Below are 4,584 nucleotides of genomic sequence, written 5' to 3' on the forward strand. Positions count from 1 at the left end.
GCCAGCGCCGCCGGCACGTCGGCCACGTGGCCGGGGAGGCGAACGCGGCCGCCGAGGCCGAGCGCGGCGGCCTCCGTCAGCAGCTCCTCGCGGTAGCGGTCGCGGCCCTGCGGGTCGCCCGCCATCACCACCAGCACGTCCGGCCGGTTCAGCCGGGCGATCGCCTTCAGCAGCAGCGACTGGCCCTTCCAGCGCGTCAGCCGGGCGGCGAGCAGCACGATTCGGGCGTCGGGGGACGCGTCCCACGCCGCCCGGAGCGCCGCGACGCGCTCCGGCGCGATGGCGGCGGGATCGAAGCGGGCGAGGTCAATCCCGCGCGGGATGACGGTGACGCGGGGGCCGAGGTCGCCGTGCTCGCGGGCGAGATGCGCGGCGGTGAAGGCGGAGTTCGCGATCACCAGATCGCCCCGCGCCATGACCGAGTTGTAGAGCCGCTTCGGCGCTGGGCCGGAGCGGTGGATGCCGGCGGCGGTGGTGACGAAGGGCCGGCCCGTGCGCCGCGCCGCGGCGAGCGCGCTCCAGGCGGGCGCGCGGGAGCGGGCGTGGACCAGCGCCACGTCCTCCGCCTCGATCAGCGCGTCGAGCCGGCCTACATTGGCCGCCATGCGCAGCGGGTTCTTGGTGGCGGCGGGGAAGGGCACATGCTCGGCGCCCGCGGCTTCAAGCTCCGCCACGCCGCGCCCGCCTTCGCTCAGCACCAGCGCCAGCGCGCCGACGCGCACGAGCGCCGCGGCCACGTCGATCGCGGTGCGCTCCACGCCGCCGGCGTCGAGCGCGGGCAGGATCTGCAGAATGGCGCGGCCGGCGAGGGGATGCGCGGACAAGGCCGCTCCGTGCTCTCTTGAGGGGGCGGCCCGCGCGGACCACATGTGGCGAGCGGGCGGAGCTGTGGTATCGCGTTTTCCCCGGCCGCCGCCAGAGGAGACGCATGACCATCGTTTACGTCGACGCCGACGCCTGTCCGGTCAAGGACGAGGTGTACAAGGTCGCCGCCCGCCATGGGGTCGACGTGGTGGTGGTGGCGAACCGCTTCATGGTGACGCCGCGCGAGACCTTCGTGCGGTTCGAGCTGGCGCCCGAGGGCCCGGACGCGGCGGACGACTGGATCGCCGAGCGCTGCGGCGACGGCGACGTGGTGGTCACCGCCGACATCCCGCTCGCCTCCCGCTGCCTGCCGAAAGGCGCGGCGGTGCTCGGCCCCACCGGGCGGCCCTTCACCGACAGCTCCATCGGCTCGGCGCTCGCCACGCGGGAGCTGATGAGCCACCTCAGGGAAATCGGCGTCGCCGGCGGCGGCCCGCGCCCCTTCGGCCCGCAGGACCGCTCGCGCTTCCTTCAGGCGCTGGACATCGCCGTCCGCCGGGGGCTGGCGAAAGGGCGGACGCCCGCATGACCCGGCGCGGCTTCTTCAAGATCTTCGCGGTGCTCGGGCTCGGCGCCGCCGGCGGCGGCGCGGCCTGGCTGCAGCAGGCGCGGGCGAAGAACCCCTATTACGCCGGCCCGCGCACCGACCATTTCGACGGCGTGCGCTTCTTCAATCCGGATCATCCCTGGTCGAAGTCCTTCGGCGAGCTGTGGCGCGGCGTCTGGTTCTCCGACAAGGCCGAGTGGCCGGACAGCTGGCCGAGCCCCTACGCCGGCGCGCGGCCCCCGGCGCGGGGGGAGGGCGACGCCTTGCGCGTCACCATGATCGGCCACGCCAGCCTGCTGATCCAGACGCAGGGGCTCAACATTCTGGTCGATCCGGTGTGGTCGGAGCGCTGCTCGCCGGTGAGCTTCGCCGGGCCGAAGCGGGCGAACCCGCCGGGCGTCGCCTTCGACGACCTGCCGAAGATCGACGCGGTGCTCGTCACCCACAACCATTACGACCATCTGGATGTGGAGACCCTGTCGCGGCTCGCCGCCCGCGACGCGCCGCGGGTGATCACGCCGCTCGGCAACGGGACGATCATGAAGGCGCATGATCCGAAGATCGCCGCGGAATCCTACGACTGGGGCGCCCGCGCGCCGCTCTCCGACAGGGTGACTGTGCATCTGACGCCGGCCTATCACTGGTCGGCGCGGGGCGTGAACGACCGGCGCAAGGCGCTGTGGTGCGGCTTCGTCATCGACGCCGGGCCGGACAACCGCATCTACGTGGCCGGCGACACGGCGCTCGGCCCCGGAACCATTTTTTCCGAGATCGGGCGCGCCCACGGCCCGTTCCGTCTGGCGGCGCTGCCGGTCGGCGCCTACGAGCCGCGCTGGTTCATGCGCGACCAGCACGCCAACCCGGACGACGCCATCGCGATCCTGCGCGCGGTCGGCGCGAAGCAGGCCGTCGGCATGCACTGGGGCACGTTCCAGCTCACGGCGGAAGCGATCGACGCGCCGGAGCAGGCGCTGGCCGAGGCGCGGACGGCGGCGGGGATCGCGGCCGAGGATTTTCGGGCGCTCAGGCCCGGCGAGGTGTGGACGGGCTGAAGGGAGCCCCCCTTGTCCCGGGCTTGAGCCGGGACCCGGGAACGCTGGTGTTTCAAGGTAAAGCGCGGCCGCCGGGGCGCTTCGTTCGTAAGCGCTGACGTGTCTGGGTCCCGGCTCAAGGCCGGGACAAGAAGTTCGCCTCGCTCGCACTAATAAGCGTATGGCTCGCGCCCCATGGCGAAGCGCAGGCGCGGTGGGCCTCGCTCCCCCTTGTCCCGGCCTTGAGCCGGGACCCAGAAACGCTGGTGTTTCAGGTGGAGCGCGGCGGCCGGGGCGCTTCGTTCGTAAGCGCTGACGGCGATTGTGCAGCCCGCAAACTCGGGGCGATTACGATTGCAGCCGGATCCCGCCCCAGATGGCGGCGACGGACGCCAGAAACAGCACGACGGCCACGCCAGTCGCGCCTCTGGCGTCCGAGCAATCGGCGCCATCCGGGCACTGAGCCATCATGCCGCCGATGGCGCCGAACCCCACGCCCACGGCCAACATCGCCGTTGGCGCGGCGATCAAGACGAGCAGAGCGCCGACGATCCGCTTCGCGACGCTCATCTCTCTCCTGCGGCTTCCTCAAGCGTCTCAGCCGCCGCCGACGCGTCAGCCCTTGGCGGTCTTGGCGCGCTCGATCGCTTCGAGGATCATGGTCTTGGCTTCGGCGGCGTCGCCCCAGCCCAGCGCCTTGACCCACTTGTCGCCTTCGAGATCCTTGTAGTGCTCGAAGAAGTGGGAGATCTGCTTGAGCGTGATGTCCGGCAGGTCGGTGTAGTTGGACACGTTCTCGTAGCGGCGCGTCAGCTTGGGCGTCGGCACGGCGATGATCTTCTCGTCCTGGCCCTTCTCGTCCTCCATGCGGAAGACGCCGACCGGGCGGCAGGCGATGACCGCGCCGGGCACGATGGCGCGGGTGTTGGCCACCAGCACGTCGATCGGGTCGCCGTCGTCGGACAGGGTGTGCGGGATGAACCCGTAATTCCCCGGATAGCGCATGGCGGTGTAGAGGAAGCGGTCGACCACCAGCGTGCCGGACGCCTTGTCCAGCTCGTACTTGATCGGCTCGCCGCCGATCGGCACCTCGATGATCACGTTGACTTCGTCCGGCGGGTTCTTGCCGATGGAGATCGCGTCGATGAGCATGGGGCTCGAATATCCTTGAGGATGTACGTCTGCGGCGGGCAGCTTGTCTGTAGCGGAGGGGCGCGGCCGGTGGCAAGGGCGCCGCATCGCACAAAAGACGAAGCCGCGGCGGGAAGACCGTCGCGCCTCAGCGCCAGACGTAGGCGAACTTCTCCAGCGTGACGTCGCCGAAATGCTCCACGCCGCGGGCGGTCAGCCGGCCGCCGAGCCGGGCGTAGAAGGCGCAGGCGGCGTCGTTGCCGGCGAGCGACCACGCCGCCGCCCCGGCGAGCCCGCGGCTCGCCAGATCGCCCCGCGCGGCCGAGAACAGCCGCCGGCCGAGGCCGAGGCCCTGATATTCCGGCTTGAGATAAAGCTCGTAGACCTCGCCCGCGACGCCGAGCGTGGAGGCGCGGTTGCGCCCCGAACTGGCGTAGCCCACCACCTCGCCGCCGAACATCAGCAGGCTCACGCGGCTGCCGCGTTTCAGCGCGCCGGACCACCAGGACGGCCCGCGCCGCTCCACCATCCGTTCCAGCTCGCGTCCGGGGATCAGGCCGCGATAGGCGTTGCGCCAGGCGGCGTCGTGAACGGCCGCGATGGCCGCGGCGTCGGCCCCCTGCGCAGGTCGGATCTCGATCTCGACGGTGCTCACAAGAGGCAGAGTAAGCCCCGCCCGCGCAGGCCGACAAGCGGGAATCGCGACGATTGGACGACACGTCGCGGCGGTGGACGCCGGGAGGCCGGACCGCCATAGCTGGCGGACGCCGCCGTCGTTCCGATCACGATTCCCGGAGGCCGCCTCATGTGGCGCGCGACCGTGCTCACGCTTTATCCGGCCATGTTTCCAGGACCCCTCGGCCACGCGCTGGCGGGCAAGGCGCTCGGCCGTCTCTGGAGCCTCGAGGCGCAGGACATGCGCGCCCACGGGCTCGGCGCGCACCGGGCGGTGGACGACACGCCCGCCGGCGGCGGGCCGGGCATGGTGCTGCGCGCCGACGTGACGGCGGC

At 72.0% G+C, this 4,584-nt stretch carries 6 protein-coding genes and 1 pseudogene; 3 read left to right on the top strand and 4 right to left on the bottom strand.

The features are described from left to right. Positions 1–824 (bottom strand): glycosyltransferase (locus ACFQ4O_RS15430; protein WP_378776906.1); only part of this gene is annotated, 824 nt, incomplete at its 3' end. Positions 825–928: 104 nt separating this feature from the next. On the opposite strand from ACFQ4O_RS15430, the gene ACFQ4O_RS15435 reads away from it, so the two are divergent. Next, positions 929–1,393 (top strand): YaiI/YqxD family protein, encoded by a 465-nt coding sequence (locus ACFQ4O_RS15435; RefSeq protein ID WP_378776908.1) that lies wholly within the window; start codon positions 929–931, stop codon positions 1,391–1,393. Further along, positions 1,390–2,463 (top strand): MBL fold metallo-hydrolase, encoded by a 1,074-nt coding sequence (locus tag ACFQ4O_RS15440; RefSeq protein WP_378776910.1) that lies wholly within the window; start codon positions 1,390–1,392, stop codon positions 2,461–2,463. Before ACFQ4O_RS15435 ends, ACFQ4O_RS15440 begins: the two co-directional genes overlap by 4 nt. Positions 2,464–2,790: 327 nt before the next feature. Here the strand turns inward: ACFQ4O_RS15440 and ACFQ4O_RS15445 are convergent, their stop codons facing one another. The 3 genes from ACFQ4O_RS15445 to ACFQ4O_RS15455 form a co-directional block, all read right to left on the bottom strand. After that, positions 2,791–3,012, bottom strand: coding sequence for a hypothetical protein (locus tag ACFQ4O_RS15445; RefSeq protein ID WP_378776912.1), 222 nt, complete (start codon positions 3,010–3,012; stop codon positions 2,791–2,793). A gap of 45 nt (positions 3,013–3,057) precedes the next feature. After that, positions 3,058–3,594, bottom strand: coding sequence for an inorganic diphosphatase (gene ppa, locus ACFQ4O_RS15450; protein WP_378776914.1), 537 nt, complete (start codon positions 3,592–3,594; stop codon positions 3,058–3,060). Between the two features lie 127 nt (positions 3,595–3,721). Then, entirely contained in the window at positions 3,722–4,228 is a 507-nt protein-coding gene (locus tag ACFQ4O_RS15455) for a GNAT family N-acetyltransferase (protein ID WP_378776916.1), read from the bottom strand. 150 nt (positions 4,229–4,378) lie between these two features. Here ACFQ4O_RS15455 and ACFQ4O_RS15460 point away from each other — a divergent pair. Then, positions 4,379–4,584, top strand: a pseudogene (locus ACFQ4O_RS15460) (tRNA (guanosine(37)-N1)-methyltransferase TrmD); the annotation flags it as partial.

Origin of the sequence: Methylopila musalis (assembly GCF_042679725.1) — a bacterium.
Classification (GTDB): domain Bacteria; phylum Pseudomonadota; class Alphaproteobacteria; order Rhizobiales; family Methylopilaceae; genus Methylopila; species Methylopila musalis.